At 52.2% G+C, this 19,750-nt stretch carries 20 protein-coding genes; 14 read left to right on the plus strand and 6 right to left on the minus strand.

Annotated features, from left to right (window positions below):
• Positions 1-6: 6 nt before the first annotated feature.
• The 10 genes from SGR01S_RS01545 (at position 7) to ogt (ending at position 9,684) form a co-directional block, all read left to right on the plus strand.
• Positions 7-948: a carbohydrate ABC transporter permease gene (locus SGR01S_RS01545; RefSeq protein ID WP_037415583.1), complete on the plus strand. Its 942-nt coding sequence runs from the start codon at positions 7-9 to the stop codon at positions 946-948.
• Positions 949-960: 12 nt separating this feature from the next.
• On the plus strand, positions 961-1,779 hold the full coding sequence (locus SGR01S_RS01550) for a carbohydrate ABC transporter permease (RefSeq protein WP_037415585.1): 819 nt from the start codon (positions 961-963) through the stop codon (positions 1,777-1,779).
• A 22-nt stretch (positions 1,780-1,801) separates the two neighbouring features.
• Positions 1,802-2,914 carry an ABC transporter ATP-binding protein gene (locus tag SGR01S_RS01555; RefSeq protein ID WP_037415588.1) on the plus strand — a complete coding sequence of 371 codons (1,113 nt, stop codon included), beginning with the start codon at positions 1,802-1,804 and terminating at the stop codon, positions 2,912-2,914.
• Between the two features lie 19 nt (positions 2,915-2,933).
• Entirely contained in the window at positions 2,934-4,217 is a 1,284-nt protein-coding gene (locus SGR01S_RS01560) for a Gfo/Idh/MocA family protein (RefSeq protein ID WP_061806336.1), read from the plus strand.
• Positions 4,218-4,236: 19 nt separating this feature from the next.
• The gene (locus SGR01S_RS01565; RefSeq protein WP_037415591.1) at positions 4,237-5,145 is read left to right on the plus strand and encodes an ROK family protein; all 909 of its coding nucleotides are present in this window, start codon (positions 4,237-4,239) and stop codon (positions 5,143-5,145) included.
• 334 nt (positions 5,146-5,479) lie between these two features.
• Positions 5,480-6,250 (plus strand): transcriptional repressor AgaR, encoded by a 771-nt coding sequence (gene agaR, locus SGR01S_RS01570; RefSeq protein WP_037415593.1) that lies wholly within the window; start codon positions 5,480-5,482, stop codon positions 6,248-6,250.
• Positions 6,251-6,276: 26 nt separating this feature from the next.
• On the plus strand, positions 6,277-7,443 hold the full coding sequence (locus tag SGR01S_RS01575) for an SIS domain-containing protein (protein ID WP_061806337.1): 1,167 nt from the start codon (positions 6,277-6,279) through the stop codon (positions 7,441-7,443).
• Positions 7,444-7,452: 9 nt separating this feature from the next.
• A complete protein-coding gene (locus SGR01S_RS01580) occupies positions 7,453-8,307 on the plus strand; it encodes a tagatose bisphosphate family class II aldolase (RefSeq protein WP_061806338.1) in 855 nt (284 codons plus the stop codon).
• Between the two features lie 323 nt (positions 8,308-8,630).
• Positions 8,631-8,942: a YmdA family protein gene (locus SGR01S_RS01585; protein ID WP_061806339.1), complete on the plus strand. Its 312-nt coding sequence runs from the start codon at positions 8,631-8,633 to the stop codon at positions 8,940-8,942.
• Between the two features lie 217 nt (positions 8,943-9,159).
• On the plus strand, positions 9,160-9,684 hold the full coding sequence (gene ogt / locus SGR01S_RS01590) for a methylated-DNA--[protein]-cysteine S-methyltransferase (protein ID WP_061806340.1): 525 nt from the start codon (positions 9,160-9,162) through the stop codon (positions 9,682-9,684).
• Between the two features lie 40 nt (positions 9,685-9,724).
• Here ogt and SGR01S_RS01595 read toward each other — a convergent pair whose 3' ends face one another.
• Both SGR01S_RS01595 and SGR01S_RS01600 read right to left on the minus strand, forming a co-directional pair.
• Entirely contained in the window at positions 9,725-10,261 is a 537-nt protein-coding gene (locus SGR01S_RS01595) for a glycine zipper family protein (RefSeq protein ID WP_061806341.1), read from the minus strand.
• Between the two features lie 18 nt (positions 10,262-10,279).
• Positions 10,280-10,597, minus strand: a complete 318-nt coding sequence (locus SGR01S_RS01600) for a hypothetical protein (RefSeq protein ID WP_255212209.1) — start codon at positions 10,595-10,597, stop codon at positions 10,280-10,282.
• Positions 10,598-11,054: 457 nt separating this feature from the next.
• Between SGR01S_RS01600 and fnr the strand changes: the two genes are divergently transcribed.
• Complete coding sequence (gene fnr / locus SGR01S_RS01605) at positions 11,055-11,819, plus strand: fumarate/nitrate reduction transcriptional regulator Fnr (RefSeq protein ID WP_012145310.1); 765 nt, start codon at positions 11,055-11,057, stop codon at positions 11,817-11,819.
• A gap of 128 nt (positions 11,820-11,947) precedes the next feature.
• On the plus strand, positions 11,948-12,910 hold the full coding sequence (gene uspE, locus SGR01S_RS01610) for a universal stress protein UspE (protein ID WP_061806343.1): 963 nt from the start codon (positions 11,948-11,950) through the stop codon (positions 12,908-12,910).
• Between the two features lie 228 nt (positions 12,911-13,138).
• Here the strand turns inward: uspE and pntB are convergent, their stop codons facing one another.
• Positions 13,139-14,533 carry a Re/Si-specific NAD(P)(+) transhydrogenase subunit beta gene (pntB, locus tag SGR01S_RS01615; protein ID WP_037415613.1) on the minus strand — a complete coding sequence of 465 codons (1,395 nt, stop codon included), beginning with the start codon at positions 14,531-14,533 and terminating at the stop codon, positions 13,139-13,141.
• Positions 14,534-14,543: 10 nt separating this feature from the next.
• Positions 14,544-16,073 carry a Re/Si-specific NAD(P)(+) transhydrogenase subunit alpha gene (gene pntA, locus SGR01S_RS01620; protein ID WP_037415615.1) on the minus strand — a complete coding sequence of 510 codons (1,530 nt, stop codon included), beginning with the start codon at positions 16,071-16,073 and terminating at the stop codon, positions 14,544-14,546.
• A gap of 539 nt (positions 16,074-16,612) precedes the next feature.
• On the opposite strand from pntA, the gene ydgH reads away from it, so the two are divergent.
• On the plus strand, positions 16,613-17,563 hold the full coding sequence (gene ydgH, locus SGR01S_RS01625) for a DUF1471 family protein YdgH (RefSeq protein ID WP_037415617.1): 951 nt from the start codon (positions 16,613-16,615) through the stop codon (positions 17,561-17,563).
• Here the strand turns inward: ydgH and SGR01S_RS01630 are convergent.
• Positions 17,556-17,747, minus strand: coding sequence for a hypothetical protein (locus tag SGR01S_RS01630; protein ID WP_061806344.1), 192 nt, complete (start codon positions 17,745-17,747; stop codon positions 17,556-17,558). The genes ydgH and SGR01S_RS01630 overlap by 8 nt on opposite strands.
• Positions 17,748-17,807: 60 nt before the next feature.
• Between SGR01S_RS01630 and SGR01S_RS01635 the strand changes: the two genes are divergently transcribed.
• On the plus strand, positions 17,808-19,199 hold the full coding sequence (locus tag SGR01S_RS01635) for an amino acid permease (RefSeq protein ID WP_061806345.1): 1,392 nt from the start codon (positions 17,808-17,810) through the stop codon (positions 19,197-19,199).
• A 29-nt stretch (positions 19,200-19,228) separates the two neighbouring features.
• Here SGR01S_RS01635 and SGR01S_RS01640 read toward each other — a convergent pair whose 3' ends face one another.
• A complete protein-coding gene (locus tag SGR01S_RS01640) occupies positions 19,229-19,645 on the minus strand; it encodes a hypothetical protein (protein WP_037415624.1) in 417 nt (138 codons plus the stop codon).
• Positions 19,646-19,750: the final 105 nt, after the last annotated feature.

A 19,750-nucleotide genomic window follows, 5' to 3' on the forward strand; every position in this document is an offset into this window, starting at 1 on the left:
GGCAACATGTCGCTGGCAGAAACGGCTACGGTCACCCTAAAACAACAAAAAAGTGTCCCACGACCGGCACTCAGCCGCCTGGAGCGCGCCGAGCGCTTCTGGGGATGGGTAATGATCTTACCGCTGCTGATTGGGTTGATAGTTTTCTATTTCATCCCTTTTTTGCAGAACATCTTTTACAGCTTTACCGATCTTAATCAGTTTATGCGCTGGACTACGCTCAGCGTTGATAACTACGTCAATCTGTTCGAAGACGACGACTTTTATACCGCCGCCGGTAACACCTTGTTCTACGTGGTGGTGTGCGTCCCTGTCAGCCTGAGTCTGTCACTGTTGCTGGCAATTGGCTTGAATCAGAACATCCGCGGCAAAGCGGTGCTGCGCACTTTACTGTTCCTGCCGGCAGTCACCATGCCTGCCGCAGTGGCCATGGTCTGGCAGTGGTTGTTCAACAAAGACTTCGGCCTGATTAATCAGGCGATTGGCTTCTTGGGTATTTCACCGGTGGCCTGGCTGTCCGATCCAGACGTGGTGCGTATCAGTGTTTCCATCATCATTATCTGGTCATCACTGGCGCTGAAAATCATCATTTTGCTGGCAGGATTACAAAGTATTCCACGCCAACTGTATGAGGCCGCTGACATTGATGGTATCAGCACCCTGCGCCGATTCTTCTGTATCACTCTGCCGATGATGGTACCGACGCTGTTCTTCGTCTCGGTAATGAGCTTTATCGAGATCCTGCAAGTCTTTGATGTGGTGTTCCTGATGTTTGACCGTGCATTGGTTGAAAGTGACGTGATGACCGTCACCAACCTGTTCTACAAATACGCCTTTTACCTGCAGGAGAAAGGTTATGCCTCTGCCATTACCGTGGTGTTGTTCGCCGTCACCCTGCTGATCACCCTGATTCAAATGATGATTGGCAAACGCCTGAAAGTCAGCTGAGGAGCCATGACGATGAGCATAAGTAAAAAAACACTGGTTTATCTGTTTATGGCCCTGGCGGCACTCGCCTCCGTCGTCCCTTTTATCTGGATGCTGGTTACCTCACTGAAAACGCAGGCCGAGAGTATCCAGATCCCGCTGACATTGCTGCCGACGCACCCCAGCATGCAGGCCTATAGCAAGATCATGCATGAAATTCCGTTTACTGATTTTTATGTGAACTCGCTGTTGGCGACATTCTTCACCGTCACACTACAAATGGTCATCGCCACCATGGCCGCTTACGGTTTCTCGCGTCTGCATTTTCGCGGCCGTGACGCAGTGTTCCTGGTCTGTATTTCCATTCTGATGGTGCCTGGTCAGGCGTTTCTGATCCCACAATTTCTGGTGGTGCAGAAATTAGGCTTAGTGAACAGCATCACCGGGCTGGTTCTGCCCGGTATTTTCAGTATTTACGCCACTTTCTTGCTGCGTCAGTTCTTCCTGGCAGTACCAAAGGAAATGGAGGAAGCAGCACTGATCGACGGTTACAGCTACTTCGCTATCTTCTGGCGCATCATGCTGCCCCTGATTCGCCCCGGAATTATCGCCTGCATCATCATCAACGGTCTGTGGAGCTGGAACAATCTGATGTGGCCACTGATCGTCAACACCACAACCGAGAAACTGACGCTGCCCGTTGGACTGGCATCGCTGTCCAGCCGCGCCGGGGTGGAATATCCGTTACTGATGGCCGGCGCACTGATGGCGGTAATCCCCATGCTGATGCTGTTCATTCTTTTCCAACGCTACTTCATCCAGGGCATCGCCAGCGCTGGGGTAAAAGGCTAACCGCGAACACAAGGTAAATAACATGGCCGGTATACAGTTAAACAATGTGAAGAAGGTCTATCCCAATGGGTTTAATGCCTTGCATGGGGTCGATCTGGACATCAAAGACGGCGAATTTATGGTATTTGTCGGCCCATCAGGCTGCGCAAAATCCACCCTGCTGCGGATGATCGCCGGTTTGGAAAGTGTCAGCGAAGGTCAGATCCTGATTCACGACCACTGCGTCAACGACACCATGCCAAAAGATCGCGGCATCGCGATGGTTTTCCAGAACTATGCGCTGTATCCCCATATGACCGTCTACAAGAACATGGCATTTGGTCTGATCGGCAAAGAAAGCAAAGCTGAAATTGATCGCCGTGTACGGGATGCGGCCGAAAAACTGGAAATCACCAATCTACTGCAACGCAAGCCGGGTCAGTTATCTGGTGGGCAGTGCCAGCGTGTGGCGGTCGGCCGTGCCATCGTGCGTAAACCCAAGGTCTTTCTGTTCGATGAACCTCTGTCGAATTTGGATGCCAAGCTGCGCGTCTCGATGCGCGTGCAATTGATCGAACTGCATAACCAACTCAAGCAAGAAGGTGCCGCTGCCACCATGGTCTATGTCACGCACGATCAGGTTGAGGCGATGACCATGGGTGACCGTATCTGTGTGATGAACCGTGGCGCCATCATGCAGGTAGACAAACCAATCAACCTGTATCACCAACCCGCTAACCGATTTGTCGCCGAATTCATCGGCAGCCCATCAATGAATCTGCACGATATGACGATTACCCGCACAGCTCAGGGGATTGGGTTAAGCATCGGTAGCGAATATCCACTTAACCTGCCACCGGCGCTGCAACAGCAATTAGAAAAATACCCACACCCGCGCGTATGCCTTGGCATTCGCCCAGAGTCCTTGCGGTTGTGTGCTCCCGGCAGCAGTAACTGCTTCCCGGCGAAGATTGTCACCATCGAACGCATGGGCAACGAAGAATTGCTGCACTGCGAACTGGCTGAGCTGCGGTTTGTACTCCGCATGGCGTCGCAGCCTGACTGGGAACCGCGTTTGGGAGAACAGATCCACCTGGCTTTCGATCTGTCCCGCGCACACCTGTTTGATGAAATCAGCGGCCAAAACCTCAAATAACAAGATCGGAGAATGTGCAATGTCGTCATCTCAACAAAATGATTATGCCGGTCGCCCGGTGAAGGTACTGGTTATTGGCGCTGGAGCTCGCGGGGAAATTTACTCACGTTACGCGTTGGCACATCCGGATTTAATGCAGGTGGTGGCCGTGGCAGAGCCGCGGGATATCTATCGGCAACAGTTTGTCGAACAACATGGCATAGCGGCAGATAACGTATTCACTGACTGGCAGCAGGCTGCCGACGCCGGCAAACTGGCCGATGCGGTGTTGATCTGCACCCAAGACACGCTACATCTCGAACCCGCGCTGGCCTTCGCCAAACAGGGTTACGCCATGCTGCTGGAAAAGCCGCTGTCACCGGATGCCAGTGAATGCTGCACTATCGTTGAAGAAGTGATACGTCAGAAGCTGATTTTCTCGGTTGGTCATGTGTTGCGCTATACGCGTTATACCCAGAAACTGAAGCAACTGCTGCGTGATAACGTGATTGGCGACATTGTCAGCCTGCAGCACCTGGAACCGGTAGGTTACTGGCACCAGGCCCACTCCTTTGTCCGCGGTAACTGGCGCAATGACGGTGAAGCCGCTTTTATGCTGCTACAAAAATCCTGCCACGACATCGACTGGATCCGCTACATCATGGAACTGCCTTGCGAGCAGATCAGCTCATTCGGCGGTTTGCGTCATTTTCGCCAAGAAAATCAACCCGCCGGGGCAGCGGACAACTGCCTGGACTGTGCGGTGGAAGCCAGTTGCCCCTACTCCGCCAAACGTATCTATCTTGGCGACGACCACAAAGCGACACCGGGCTTCCTGAGGGTGTTAACCCCAGAAGTCAGCCAGCCGCATCTGCTGGCGGCCCTGCGCGATGGTCAGTATGGCCGCTGTGTCTACCGCTGTGACAATAACGTTGTCGATCATCAGGTGGTCAACATGCAATTTACCGGTGGACGTACGGCCTCCTTCACCATGACGGCATTCACCCGGTTGGAAGATCGCCAAACCCGCATTTTCGGCAGCCACGGCTGTATCGAGGGTGACGGGCGCTACATCCGCATTACCTCATTCGTCGATGACAGTGAAACGGTCTACGACGTCGATGAGGCTGAAGACCTGCATACCATGTCCGGTCACGGCGGCGGCGATTACTATCTGATGCAGCATTTCATCGACGCTATTCGCACTAACGATCCTTCACAAGTGCTGTCAGGCCCAGCCGAAACGTTGGAAAGCCATTTGATGGTGTTTGCGGCTGAACGTGCACGCCGTGAATCTGCGGTGATCACCCTGGGCGGAGCGTAAATACGTGGAAATATCACAGATGCGGTACGGCTTCGACATTGGCGGTACCAAGATCGAAATGGCAGCCTATGACCGACAGCTTAAGCAAGTGTTTTGCCAACGCGTCAGTACTCCTACGGGCAATTACCGTGAGTTCTTGTCCTGTATCCACCAATTGGTGGATCGTGCTGACCGCGAATTACAGACCCAAGGCAGTATTGGCATCGGTTTACCCGGTGTGACCGACCCACGCAGCCGTAAGCAACTGGCCGTGAACGTACCCTGCCTGACCGGTCACTGTCTGGCTGACGATTTGGCTCACGAGCTAGCACGGCCGGTTGAAATTGAAAACGACTGCCGATGCTTTGCCCTTTCCGAGGCCAGCACCCCGCAGACCGAGCATCTGGCATTGGTGTTCGGCGCGATCATCGGTACCGGTGCCGGCGGTGGTCTGGTCATGAACAAGCAGTTGCATAAAGGCCGTAATGGGCTGGCCGGTGAATGGGGCCATACACCGATCTCCGCTCAGTTGGCACAACGCTATGATTTGCCGCTATTTACCTGCAACTGCGGTCTGACTGGCTGTTTTGAGCGCTACGTATCCGGCAGTGGGTTGTTGGCGTTAAGCCGCCATTTTGGCCACCCTGCCGACACGGTACCGGCGCTGATTGCCAGCTACCGTCAAGGTGAACCCATGGCGCAGCACCTGATGCTTATGTACGTCGATATTCTGGCCAGTGCGTTAGCCGGGCTACAACTGTTATTGGACGTGGACGCCTTCGTGCTCGGCGGTGGGTTGTCAAACGTCGGGGAGCTGTATGCACTGCTGCCACCCGCCATGGGTCATTGGTTGTTACCCGGCACTGAACCGGCAGCGATCTACCCACCGGTGCACGGTGACAGCAGTGGCGTACGCGGTGCCGCGTTATTGCGTCAAAGCTGGCAATAAAAAAAACAGTGAAAAGGCAGGCAGCAGAAAATGAATGACACAGCTTTCATCCTGCTTTTGGTAAATGACACCAGGCAGTGAATTGTTGCCTGATTAATAACGGATTACGAGTTTTCACTTTATTTATTCGTTGCTTTCGGTTGGACGACAACCGAAAGACAAAACAAGCATAACCAGTTGATACGTAAGATTTTTTATAAAATAACCGATTGCATTTCACTGTTTCGTTTGCTGTAATTCGACACGAACAACTGAAAGCACTCCTGTCAGATTAGCTGCGACGCATTGCGCCGCGGCCGGGTATGACTACAGCTAAATCAGGAGTCACGCGTTAATGATCAATACCGTAAAACGACGGGAATTAATTATCGACCAGCTTTGTCGTGAAGGCTCGGTGCGCGTCGAACAACTCAGCGCCCAGTTTTCGGTTTCCAGCGTCACTATCCGCAGTGATCTGCGCCAACTGGAAAAAAGCGGCTGTGCAGTGCGTGCTTACGGGGGCGCAATGCTCAATAAGCAATTTGCCTTCGATCGGCCATTGCAGGACAAGGGCCGTATCAATCGCGACGTGAAATTCGCCATTGCCTGCGCGGCAGCAGAATTAGTCAATGACGGCGATGCCATCATTCTCGATTCAGGCTCCACCACCAGCCAAATGGCACAACAGTTAGTCGGCAAAAAAGATCTGGTGGTGATGACCAATGCATTAAATATCGCTTTCGAACTGGCCAACAACGAACAGGTGGATTTGATGGTGGTCGGTGGCAGCGTACGACGTAAATCCTGGTCGCTGTATGGCCCCGCGGCAGAGCAGCATATGCGTCAGTTCCGTTTCGACAAGCTATTTCTCGGCGTTGACGGCTTTGATCTGCTCAGTGGTATCACCACGCCAGACCCCGGAGAAGCACAACTCAACCGCGCCATGTGCGATGTAGCACGCGAAGTAATCGCCGTCGCAGACGCCAGCAAATTTGGGCGCACCAGCTTTTGCATGATCCGTGAAATCGGCCAAATCCAACGATTGGTCACAGACAGCCGCATTCCGGAAAGCTACCTGCATGCGCTGAAGCATTTAGGGGTCGACGTCATTATCGCCGACCGTTAACCGACGTTTTTTAAGGAGTTTTCAACATGAATGGTTATTTTGCCTACGATGCGGGCTGGTTGGAACAACGGCATGCGCTGCATACCGCACGTGAAATCTGGCAACAGCCGGACCTATGGGCTGCCCTGCATCAACAATTACAAACGCAACAGACGCAGTGGCAACCTTTCCTTGCCCCGTTGCTGTCAAATCCTCGTTTACAGATTGTGCTTTGCGGTGCGGGCAGTTCTGCCTTCGCCGGTCGTGCGCTGGCTCCGTGGCTACGCGAGAAAACAGGCCGTGATGTGGTGGCTTATGGCACCACGGATATTGTCGCTAATCCGCACCAATACCTCGATTTGACGCGCCCTACGCTGCTGGTTTCTTTTGCCCGTTCCGGCAACAGCCCAGAAAGCGTGGCGACAGTGGAATTGGCCGATCAGCTGCTGCCCGAAAGCTATCACCTGATGCTGGTGTGCAACCCGGACAGCAAGTTAGCGCAGTACGCACACCAACGCGATAACGTCTGCTCCCTGGTGATGCCACAAGGCTCCAACGATCAGAGCTTCGCCATGACGTCCAGCTTTAGCTGCATGATGCTGTCCGCAGCGCTATTGCTTGGCCCACATTCCCTTGCCGAGACACAACGACCGTTGGCCGCCATGGTGGAACGTTGTCGTGAGCTTCGCGAGACACTGCAACCTCAAGTGAAAACGCTGGCTGCCAGTGGTTTCAGACGCTACATCACTCTGGGTGGAAGCTGTTTCACCGGGCTAGCGGAAGAGGCATCGCTAAAAATGCTGGAACTGACGGCCGGTCAGATTGTTACTCGCTACGACTCGCCGCTCGGTTTACGTCACGGCCCCAAATTTATGGTCGATAGCCAGACGTTGGTGCTTCTGATGTTCTCCAGTGGCGATTATGCCCGTCAGTACGATCGTGATTTGTGGAACGAACTGCAACGTGACGGTCTGGCAATGCAAATGGTTGGTTTGACCGGCAGCGCACAACCACTCAGCGACATGATACTGAACCTGCACCCTGCCGAAGATGACGTTTGGTTGCTGTTCCCCTACTTGCTATTCACTCAGATGCTGGCATTTGAAAGCTCGCTGGCATTGGGCCTGACGCCGGATAATCCATGTCCGACCGGTGAAGTTAACCGCGTGGTGAAAGGCGTCACCATTTACCGCTATCCGTCATCTGTGGCGTAAGGAGTCTCTATGTACCTGATATCCAACCGCGAAATGCTGTTAAAAGCGCAGCGCCAGGGTTATGCCGTGCCAGCATTTAACGTTCATAATCTGGAAACCGTACAAGTGGTGGCAGAAACTGCCGCAGAGCTGCGATCCCCGGTGATCATGGCCGGGACACCCGGCACGTTTAGCTATGCCGGCACCGACTATTTGATCGGCATCTGTCAGGCGGCAGCACACCGTTACGATCTGCCCTTAGCACTACACCTCGATCATCATGAAGAAATGGATGATATCGAATTCAAGGTCAAAAGCGGCATCCGCTCAGTGATGATTGACGGTTCGCACTTGCCCTTCGCACAGAACATCGCCAAGGTCGCCGAAGCCGTAGCGTTATGTCACCGCTATGGGGCCAGTGTGGAGGCAGAGTTGGGTCGCCTGGGTGGCCAGGAGGATGACTTGATCGTCGATTCCACCGACAGTTTCTTTACCGATCCAGCCGCCGCGCGGGAATTTGTCACCGCTACCGGTATCGACTCGCTCGCTGTAGCCATTGGCTCCGCGCACGGGTTATACCAGGGTGAACCCAAACTGGATTTCGAACGGTTGGCACTGATCCGCGAGCAGGTCGATATCCCTCTGGTACTGCACGGTGCTTCCGGCATTCCTGAGGCTATGGTAAAGCGCGCCATTTCACTGGGTGTCTGCAAGGTCAATGTGGCCACAGAGCTGAAAATCGCCTTTGCCGATGCCGTGAAGAGCTATTTCTCCCAGCACCCAGATGCCAACGACCCACGCAAATACATCGTACCTGGCAAGCTGGCAATGAAAGAGGTGGTGGCCGAGAAAATTCGCATTTGCGGTAGCAGCGGCATGCTGTAACCCAGAATAACGCTTCATGTCTGGTCGCAATGGCAATAGCCACTGCGGCCAGGGGGGTTATTATAGTGACCCAGTTCACAGTACATCCGCCACGTTCGCCTGCTAATCATTAAGCCGCCTTCACTATGATCTAAATCATGGTTTTAGCCACACCCCCTCCCTATTATCAAATTCGCTAGCACGAAGAATTAAGAATAGTATATAAGTCATTCAAGATTGATATGCGCAATAATTGTTCGAGAGTCGTCATTAACACCTCCGCTTGATTTTTATTTAATTGGCACCACTTATTTATTTATTTCATTTTAGAAAAGGAGTTAATAATGAAGTATTCTCTTATGGCACTCACACTATTGGCCTTTCTCCCAGCTACCTTACAGGCAGCAACAGGCCATGGCCACCCAGTGGCATCAGGTACCATTCGCTTTATTGGCGAAATCACAGCACCCGCCTGTACTATCAAACAGAGAAATGAAGGGCTCATTTCCAATTGCTTTGGTATAGGGACATCGAACAACAATGGTGCTGTCACAACGTCATTAAACAATATGCCACCGGAATTAGTTTCCAACGTGACAACCGAATCGGTAAATAACGATCATCGGTTAAAGAATATCACAATAAGCTACAAGTGATTTACCGTGGCATTTATTATTAAAACCTTTTTAACAGATAAAATAATATTTATATTTTATAAATTTATTTTATCACTTTGCACCATAACACCTGTTTTGTTCACATCATTACGTTGAGATGGGCAACCCCGGTTGCCCATCTTCATGTCCGGAATCCGCCATCGCTCCACTGCATTTCGTGTAATAATCGGCCCATCAAACGGGAGGAGTGATCAAAATGCAGACTTTTTTTATTGATCGTATGGCGACGCCAGTGGGCGAGCTGGTTCTGATTGCCGATGAACAGGATCGCTTACGCGCCATCGACTGGACAGAACACGAAGCGCGCCTGATGAAGCTGCTGAATACGCATTACCGAGCCGATCGTTTTCAACTGGTAGACAAGCACAATCCTGGTGGCCTGACTGACATCATGCAGCGGTATTTTTCGGGTGAACTGGACGTGATCGACAGCGTGCCGGTAATGACCGCGGGCACAGAATTCCAGCGCACTGTTTGGCAACAGCTGCGTCAGATCCCATGCGGTGAGATCATTACCTATGGTGAATTGGCAAAGCGCATTGGTCGCCCAACGGCCTCACGTGCGGTCGGCATGGCAAATGGATCTAACCCAATCAGCATCGTGGTGCCCTGTCATCGTGTGATTGGTTCACAAGGTGCATTGACCGGCTATGCCGGCGGCGTTCAGCGCAAAGCGTGGCTGTTGAAGCACGAAGGGTATTTACAAAACGATCTGCTTTAATCGTCGGGATATCGCAGTAAAGTGCGATATCCCGACGCTATTAGCGTGGGACGTAGTCCGGAGGCGCCCCACGGTCCGCTGACGTTGGGTAATAATCCGGCGGTACCGGTGAGGCTTGCTGCATGTCCGCGCTGCTATAGCCATAGGGCACCGGTACTTTATTGCCTTTGGCATACATACATTGGCTGTAGACCGTATCGTAGTGATCTTGTAAATCGCCCGTGCTACCCGACGCACTGTTGCTGGCTATTGAACTGCCTACCAGTAACCCACCGCCAGCACCAATAAGCGCACCGGGCCCAGCATCGCCAGATGCCGCGCCGATTAATGCGCCCGCTGCCGCACCAACCAGTGTGCCCGCCGCTGCCGTGCCTGCGGCATTGTTAGCCGCCGTTTGGGTACCGCCATTCACGCTATTTTGCGCGTAGCCGCGGCACAACGCCTCATCACGATTAAACTGTTCATAACTCTTGCCCGTGCCCGGTAAAGCCATGACATCCGGACCGGTGGGCGGTGAAACGCAACCACCCAGCCCAGTAGCCAAAGCCAGCAACGTGAAAACAGGAAGTAATTTCATCACTGATCCGCCTTAGAGTCACCGAGATGTCGGGCCGTCTGTTACCACTTTCATCCAGCCCTCAGGGCAACGTGCCACTTGCGGGTAATAACCCGCTGGACGCCGGCAGTAGTACGCGTAATTGGGAGCCTTTTCTATGTAATTCTGTGGTGGAGGCGGTGCTACATACACCACCGGCGGTGGCGTATAATAGACCGGCGGCGGGCCCCAAGGGATGCCAATCACCACATTGGGACCGTAGTATCCGTGCCCATAATATCCGTGGCCATAGTAACCATGACCGTAATAACCATGCCCATAGTAGCCGTGTGCAAACGAGGCAGCGCTGGCCGACATTAATGCTCCGGCCGCCAGCATCAATAACATGACCTTTTTCATCATTCACTCCTGAATCTGATTGTCACCGCACCCATAGTGAGCAAGATAACGCCACTGTGCGTTTTATCTGTGGCAACGATTGGGATGAATGCGATCAGTTTTCGCCAGTAAATGTGTACAAATATTGACTTGATACGGCGGAAAACACCTTGGGTGAACAGGGTTAAATATTGCTTACCTAAAAATACGCGGTGTGGAGCAGGCTTTCTCTATGAGCCGCGGTCACCCGCGTATCGGCTATCCACCAGTGTAAGTAACAAATAAATCAAAATATTTCAGGTAACTACAGAATAATCGACGGTATGGTTGTGTGAAATTCGCACAGAATGCCCCCGTTCTTATTAATGCTACCCTTATCACCTGCAGGAAAAGATGTTAAAATTGACGCATATCAATTATTGAATGAGCGTAATCTATGATCCCGGAAAAACGCGTGATTCGTCGTATCCAGTCTGGTGGTTGTGCGATCCATTGTCAGGATTGCAGTATCAGCCAACTGTGTATTCCTTTTACTCTTAATGCCCATGAGCTAGACCAGCTCGACAACATTATCGAAAGGAAAAAGCCTATCCAGAAGGGCCAGACCCTGTTCAAGGCCGGCGATGAACTGAAATCGCTGTACGCTATCCGTTCCGGGACAATCAAGAGCTACACCATCACTGAACAAGGTGATGAGCAAATCACCGGCTTCCATCTGGCAGGCGATTTGGTCGGTTTTGATGCCATTGGCGGATTAAAACACCCGAGCTTCGCTCAGGCGTTGGAAACGTCCATGGTCTGTGAGATCCCCTTCGAAACGCTGGATGACCTCTCGGGTAAAATGCCTAACCTTCGCCAACAAATCATGCGTCTGATGAGCGGTGAGATTAAAGGCGACCAAGACATGATCCTGTTGCTGTCGAAGAAAAATGCCGAAGAGCGCCTGGCGGCGTTCGTCTATAACCTGTCACGTCGTTTTGCTGAACGCGGCTTCTCACCACGTGAGTTCCGCCTGACTATGACCCGTGGCGATATCGGCAACTATCTTGGCCTGACGGTAGAAACCATCAGTCGCCTGCTGGGGCGCTTCCAGAAAAGCGAGATCCTGAGCGTTAAAGGCAAATATATCACCATCGAAAACGTCGATGCCCTGTCGGTGTTGGCCGGCACGCCGCGTATTAACGTGACCGTAAACGCCTGATCCTATTGCTGGGTTAGTAATTCCGCAGAATTATTGACCCAGCACAACCTCTGCTGCTGTTCTGTTTTTCAATGTTGGGTTACTCTGTAAATTGACAGACTGTTGATTTTCAGCTGTAAGGAGGCCCTATGGCGAAGTATCAGAATCTTCTGGTGGCTATTGACCCCAATCAGGACGACCAGCCGGCATTGCGTCGCGCGGTGTACCTGATAAAACGGAATGGCGGGCGCATTAAGGCCTTCCTGCCTATTTACGACTTCTCTTACGAAATGACGACCCTGCTCTCTCCAGACGAAAGAACGGCGATGCGGCAAGGCGTTATTAGCCAACGCGCCGCATGGATTAACGAGCAATGCCGTTTTTACCTCGACGAAGGCGTTCCTATTGAAATCAAAGTGGTCTGGCATAACCGCCCTTATGAGGCGATTATTCAGGAAGTGATCGCCGGCAAGCACGATTTACTGCTGAAAATGGCGCACCAACATGACCGCCTCGAATCCGTCATTTTCACCCCAACCGACTGGCATCTGTTACGCAAATGCCCTTGCCCGGTGTGGATGGTTAAAGATCAACCCTGGCAGGACGGCAGTAGAGCCGTGGTTGCCGTCAACCTAGCCAGTGAAGAACCCTACCACGATCCGTTGAACATCAAGCTCGTACAAGAAACGGTTGAACTGGCGCAAAACGTCAACCAAACGGAAGTTCATTTGGTCGGTGCCTACCCTGTTACCCCCATCAATATCGCCATCGAATTGCCTGATTTTGACCCCAGTGTTTATAACGACGCCATTCGCGGGCAACATCTGATCGCCATGAAGGCGCTAAGACAAAAATTCTGCATTAAAGAAGAATTTACTCACGTTGAAAAAGGCCTGCCTGAAGAGGTTATCCCCGATTTAGCTGAGCACTTACAGGCGGGTGTCGTGGTGTTGGGCACCTTAGGTCGCACCGGCATTTCGGCGGCCTTTATCGGTAACACGGCAGAACATGTGATCGACCATCTGAAATGCGATCTGTTGGTCATTAAACCCGACAACTTCAATTGTCCGATCGAAGCTGATGAGGACGATGAGCACGACGACGAAGATTGATGTTTAACGCATAAAAAAAACGGGCCGAAAGGCCCGTTTTTATTTTGATGACAAAACTGCCTTTGACCCCGAGATACCTGGGTCTGGCGCACCGAGGGGCCATTATGGGACACATCCATGTGTCCCACCCTACGGGCCGACTGGAAGTCGTTCCAATTTGCTCCCGGCAAATTGGTCGGCGGACAAGCCGCTACGCCCCATTCGGCACGCTCTCCCTAATAACGGGCCTTACGCCTGCAACGCACGCAGTATCGCTTCCACACTCTCTTTGGCATCGCCAAACAACATCTGAGTGTTCTCTTTAAAGAACAGCGGGTTTTGCACGCCAGCATAGCCGGTGTTCATCGAACGTTTAAAGGCAATGACATTCTGCGCTTTCCACACTTCAAGCACTGGCATACCGGCAATTGGGCTGCGTGGATCTTCCAGCGCGGCCGGGTTCACCGTGTCGTTAGCTCCGATCACCAGCACCGTATCGGTATCGGCGAAATCGTCGTTGATTTCGTCCATCTCCAACACCACGTCGTACGGCACCTTGGCTTCCGCCAACAGCACGTTCATATGTCCCGGCAAGCGCCCAGCGACGGGATGAATGCCGAAGCGTACTTTGATGCCACGAGCACGCAGTTTCTCTGTAATTTCCGCCACCGGATACTGCGCCTGCGCTACCGCCATACCGTAACCTGGAGTGATGATCACCGAAGTGGAGTTCTTCAACTGCTCGGCCACTTCTTCCGCTGTGGTTTCGCGATACTCGCCCATTTCTTCCGCATTGCCGGTCGAAGAGCCGTCAGTACCGAAACCACCGGCGATCACGCTGATAAACGAACGGTTCATCGCCTTACACATAATGTAAGACAGGATGGCCCCCGAAGACCCCACCAACGCACCGGTCACGATCAGCAGATCATTGCTCAGCATGAAGCCAGCCGCTGCCGCTGCCCAGCCCGAATAGGAGTTGAGCATCGACACCACCACTGGCATGTCGGCGCCGCCAATGGAAGCCACCAGATGCCAGCCAAATGCCAGTGCAATGGCAGTCATCAGCACCAATGCCAGAGCCTGCCAGCCCACGCTGTCGGCACGAACAAACACCACCAGCAACAGGAAGGACACAACCAGTGCAGCCAGGTTCATTTTATGACGATTTGGCAGTGCCAGCGGTTTGGATGAGATAATGCCACGCAGTTTACCGAACGCGACGATCGAACCGGTGAAGGTCACTGCACCGATAAAGATCCCGAGGAAGACTTCGGTCAGATGGATATTTTCCATCACCGGCTCCATCGGTGCACCGTGATCCAGGTAGCTGTTTAAGCCTACCAGCACCGCCGCCAGACCAACAAAGCTATGCAACACCGCCACCAACTCTGGCATTTCAGTCATTTCGACTTTTTTCGCCAGATAGACGCCAATAGAACCACCGATAATCATCGCGATGATGATCCAGCCTACGTTGCCGGAATCCGGCCCGAGGATGGTGGCGATCAGCGCAATGGCCATCCCGGCGACGCCGAACAGGTTGCCCCGTTTTGACGTTTCATGGCGCGATAGGCCTGCCAGACTGCAAATAAACAAAATAGCGGCAACAATGTATGCAGCTGTAACTAATCCTCCAGACATGTGTTACCCCTTAGTTCTTGCGGAACATCTTCAGCATGCGCTGAGTGACGGTGAATCCACCAAAAATATTGATGCTGGCGATCAGTACGGCGATAAAGGAGAGGAAACTCACCCAACCACCGTGACCAATCTGTAATAGCGCACCGACCACGATAATCCCTGAAATCGCATTGGTGACCGACATCAACGGGGTATGCAATGCATGGCTGACGTTCCACACCACGTAGTAACCCACCACGCAGGCCAGCGCAAACACGGTAAAGTGAGACAGGAACTCTTTCGGTGCAGCATTAGCCAACCAGCCAAACAGAATAATCGCCAACGCCATCAAGCCATACTTCAGCCAAGGCGAAACGGGTTTTTCCACGGGTTTGGCGATCGGGGCTGCTGTCTGTGCCTGTTTAGGCTGGGCAGAGACCTGGATTGGCGGTGCCGGCCAGGTAACTTCGCCACTGCGCACCACGGTCACGCCGCGGATAACGGTATCGTCAAAATCGACATCGATTTCACCGTTTTTCTCTTTCGACAGCAGCTTCATCAGGTTGACCAGGTTGGTGCCATAAAGCTGTGAGGATTGGGTCGGCAGACGGCTTGGCAGATCGGTATAGCCAATGATTTTCACGCCGTTGTCGGTCACTGTCACGCGATCGGCCACGGTCAGCTCACAGTTGCCACCGTTTTGCGCGGCCAGATCGACGATCACGCTGCCTGGCTTCATCGAAGCCACCATCTCTTTGGTGATCAACTTAGGTGCAGGTTTACCTGGGATCAACGCCGTGGTCACAATAATGTCGACCTCGGCCGCCTGTGCAGCAAACAATGCCATTTCGGCCTTGATAAAGGCTTCGGACATCACTTTGGCATAACCATCACCACTGCCAGCCTCTTCCTCAAAATCCAGCTCGAGGAATTCCGCGCCCATGCTCTGCACTTGCTCTTTGACTTCCGGACGGGTATCGAAGGCACGAACAATTGCCCCCAGACTACCTGCCGCGCCAATGGCTGCCAGACCTGCGACACCAGCACCGATGATCATCACCTTGGCAGGTGGAACCTTACCGGCTGCTGTGATCTGACCGGTGAAGAAGCGGCCAAATTCGTGGGCGGCCTCAACAATTGCCCGGTAGCCCGCGATATTGGCCATTGAGCTTAACGCATCCATAGACTGCGCTCGTGAGATACGCGGTACCGAGTCCATCGCCATCGCTGTGACATTGCGTGCAGCCAGCTTCGCGATCAATTCAGGATTTTGCGCCGGCCAAATAAAGCTGACCAGGGTGCTGCCCTCACGCATTAACGCGATCTCGTCCTCAAGCGGCGCGTTAACTTTCAAAATCAGATCTGACTGCCAGACATCGGCAGTATCGGTAATCGTCGCCCCAGCGGCTTCGTAAGCGACATCGTCAAAACTTGCCAGTTTACCCGCCCCGCTTTCGATCGCGACGGTAAAGCCCAGCTTCAGCAGTTGTTCCACCGTTTTCGGCGTTGCTGCAACCCGAGCTTCATTGGCCAACCGTTCTCTTGGTACACCAATACGCATAATGTTCCCTTCTCACCTGTCTTTGATGATGTTTATTATCTTCTAACCCATAGCGATGGCGCCGGCTGACAAGTTTTTTCTTAACCTTGTCGGCAGCGAATTAAGGCGTCATCTATAACCTACTGAAAATATGATCGATGATCCATAATTGCTTACGCATTCAGGTCTGTTTTTACATAAAAATCCAGACAACGTTATGACAAATCGCAATTTAAAGTTAAAAAGCCCGCTGGAATGCCGTTTTCACGGGCACATTGTGACTATCGCTCTTCGGACAACATCTTGCGTTGCGCGGCTGGAACGCATGAAAGTTATAAAATTGTGAATAATTAACACTTATGACATCAAAGGCTTTATTATTGAAACTTATGGTGATTCTGCACAAAATAATCGGCACAATCCTTAGCGGGATTTGTCTCATGGGATGACATAAAATGCTGAGACACTGGTCGAGATTACATGTAATAATCGGCGGCTGAATTACACCTAAACAGTTCAGCACGTTATAAACGTTAATGCGCTAGGCGAAAGGATTTTTTATGAAGCTGAAGAACACGATCATCGCATCAGCCTTGTTATCACTCACTGCCCTGTCTGCTCACGCAGCGCAAGAGTTAACTCCTGAAAAAGCAGCGGCGTTGAAGCCGTTTGATCGCATCACGATTACCGGCCGCTTTAATGCCATCAATGAAGCTGTTGATGCCGTATCTCGCCGTGCAGACAAGCTGGGTGCAGACTCCTTCTACATTCAGGATAGCAATAACAGCAATAATGGCGGCAACTGGCGCGTCACCGCAGATCTTTATCATAAAGATGCGCCAGAAGTGAGCAAAGAGCCCAAGTACCGCGTTATTAATGGCGTCACTGAACTACCAAAAGAACAAGCCTTCCTGCTGGAACCTTACGATACAGTGAGCGTCAGCGGTTTCTACCGCAGCCAACCAGATATCAATGATGCCATCACCAAAGAAGCGAAAAAGAAAGGCGCAGCCTCCTTCTTTATCGTACGTCAGGTTGATGCCAACCAGGGTGGCAACCAGTTCATCACGGCATACATCTATAAAGCCGACGCGCCTAAGCGTGTCGTTCAGAGCCCGGATGCCATCCCTGCCGACTCTGAAGCCGGTAAAGCTGCATTGGCTGCCGGTGGTGCTGCTGCTGCCAAGGTTGAAATTCCGGGTGTAGCATCTTCAGGTTCGCCAAGCCGTGACGTAGGCCGTTTCTTCGAAACGCAGTCTTCTACCGGTCAACGTTATACTGTCACGCTGCCAAATGGCACCAAGATTCAGGAAGTGAACAACGTGACTGCCGCACAGATGGTGCCGTTTGATTCTGTGACCTTCACTGGTCACTTCAACAGCATGACTGACGTCTCCACCGAAGTGGCGAAACGCGCAGCCGAGAAAGGTGCCAAGTACTATCATGTAACTCGCCAGTGGCAGAACAAGAGCGGCGGTAACCTGACCGTCAGTGCCGACTTGTTCAAATAAGCTCCACTTTAGGGTTTACCATCGGGCAGCCATTGAGCTGCCCTTTTTTTTGTCGCATGTTGCCGCACCCAATTGAATAGTTTTTTGTAAATTTCGCATATTCAATCATTGCATCCACACCGATCCATCCGTAAAATTTGCGCCAATTTTTAGGGCTATTGTCTATTTGTTCAGTAATTGCCATTACGTTGTTACTGCCAAGCAGTTCCCTCCCAGTTGTTTATTCTGCGTTCAGGATCCGTCATTGGAAAAAAAACTAGGTCTTACCGCGTTAACGGCATTGGTACTCAGCTCCATGCTGGGCGCTGGCGTTTTCAGCCTGCCGCAAAACATGGCACAGGTCGCCAGCCCGGCCGCGCTGTTGCTGGGTTGGGCGATTACCGGCGTGGGCATCCTGTTCTTAGCATTTGCCATGCTGCTGCTTACCCGTCTACGTCCTGATCTGGACGGCGGTATCTTCACCTATGCGAAAGAAGGCTTCGGTGAGCTGGTGGGCTTTTGTTCTGCGTGGGGTTACTGGTTATGTGCGGTAATCGCCAATGTTTCTTATCTGGTGATCGTGTTCGCTGCACTGAGTCTGTTCACCGATCGTGGCGGCGAGGTCATTCTGGGTGACGGTAATACCTGGCAGGCATTACTGGCTGAGTCTGTATTGCTGTGGATCGTGCATGCATTGGTGTTGCGAGGTGTACAAACAGCCGCCAGCATCAATCTGGTGGCGACGTTAGCCAAGTTGTTACCCCTGGGATTGTTCGCCGTCTTGGCAGCGATAGCGTTCAAAATGGATGTCTTCACACTGGATTTCCATGGCGTCGCACTGGGTAAGCCCGTGTGGGAACAAGTAAAAAATACCATGCTGATTACCCTGTGGGTATTTATTGGTGTAGAAGGTGCCGTGGTGGTTTCGGCGCGGGCACGGCATAAGAAGGATGTCGGTCGTGCCACCATGCTGGCGGTGGTCTCTGCGCTGGCCGTCTATTTGCTGGTTACCCTGCTGTCATTGGGTGTGGTGCCACGCAGTGAACTAGCCGAGATGCGCAACCCGTCAATGGCCGTGCTGATGGTAGATTTGATTGGTCCCTGGGGTGATGTGATCATCGCTGCCGGGTTGATCGTGTCGGTCTGTGGTGCCTACCTGAGCTGGACAATTATGGCCGCAGAGGTGCCTCTTCTTGCCGCACAACATGGCGCCTTCCCCAAAATATTCCGTAAGCAAAATAAGAACCATGCGCCGTCAGCTTCCCTTTGGCTGACCAACCTTGCGGTGCAATTCGCTCTGGTATTGATTTGGTTGACGGGTAGCAACTACAACTCGTTACTGACTATCGCCTCAGAAATGATTCTGGTGCCGTATTTCCTGGTCGGTGCCTTCCTGTTCAAGGTGGCACTCCGTCGTCAGGATAAACGTTTGATGTTCGCTGCGGCAGGCGCCTGCCTGTACGGTATTTGGCTGCTTTATGCATCAGGATTGATGCACTTGCTGATGTCGGTTCTGTTATATGCACCTGGGTTGTTGGTGTTCATCTATGCCAGACGTGGGCATGATGACGTCAAGCTACTGAATCAACTGGAGAAAGGCAGTATTTTGCTGTTACTGGTGGCTACGGTGCCAGCTGGCTGGTTTATGTTGCAGTAAATAGTGTATGGCCGGGTGGGACCACCCGGTCAATTACCTTGGGAGATGCGCAGACTGATGGTCATGCGTTCTTCAACCTGAGAAATGATAACGCCCTCAACACACTCTTGTTGAATGGTCGCCAATTGCTGCGTATCTAACGCATACGGCAATTTAATTTCAAATACCGCCAAACCCTGCTGCTGAGCCAGATCTATCAGGCGCACAATATTGGCTTCGTCGCTGACCTGGGTGGACACGACCTGTAACGCCAACGCCTTCAAATGCTCTTTCCGCGTTTGTGTGGCACTTGCCTGAGACTTCAATACCATGCCAAAAAATGGCATCACACCATAGATTGCATCAACAAAGCGCCAGTGCTTCTTGCACGATGCAGACAGAAATTCCATGTAATCAAAGCAGATTTTTTCACTGCGGGCGACGGGTGCAAGGTGACTGCTGTTCATCCCTTCCTCTCATTGCCTATGTATTACATCCTGAAATGGATAATCGATGCGAAGCTTTAACGAATTTCCGCCGTATAATGGCATAATTCCCCTATTGTTTGCCAG

The sequence above is a fragment of the Serratia grimesii NBRC 13537 genome, from assembly GCF_001590905.1.
In the GTDB taxonomy this organism is placed as follows: Bacteria; Pseudomonadota; Gammaproteobacteria; order Enterobacterales; family Enterobacteriaceae; genus Serratia; species Serratia grimesii.